This is a genomic window from Hungatella sp. SL.1.14, assembly GCF_024460495.1.
Lineage (GTDB): Bacteria > Bacillota > Clostridia > Lachnospirales > Lachnospiraceae > Hungatella > Hungatella hathewayi.
Map to the genome: position 1 here is coordinate 1 of NZ_JANFYJ010000236.1, position 314 is coordinate 314.

The window sequence follows — 314 nt, forward strand, 5'->3', positions numbered from 1 at the left end:
TGGTCTCCAAGGGATCTTATCCGGCTTCATATAAAAATGCAGAGTATATAGTTAAGACTATATGTGAAGAAATTGAAAAGATTGCGGCAGAATTAAATCTTGTAGATGGTCTGCTCCATCTTCAGTTTATTGTTTCCAATGGAGCGCCTTATATTATCGAAGTGATGAGAAGGGCACCAGGGAACTGGGATACATGCCTTTCTTCTGTTGCGTCTGGAGTTGAGTGGAATAAATGGATCATCAGGGCAGAGGCGTGCATGGATTGCCATGGATTTCCTATGGGGCGTATCCAGAGTGGGTATTGGGGTTACTAT

General features: G+C 43.0%; 1 protein-coding gene. It reads left to right on the forward strand.

The window, feature by feature from the left end; all coding sequences use genetic code 11:
• Positions 1 to 314, forward strand: a 314-nt coding sequence (locus tag NE473_RS30820) for a hypothetical protein (protein WP_256265618.1), incomplete at both ends; no start/stop codon positions are given.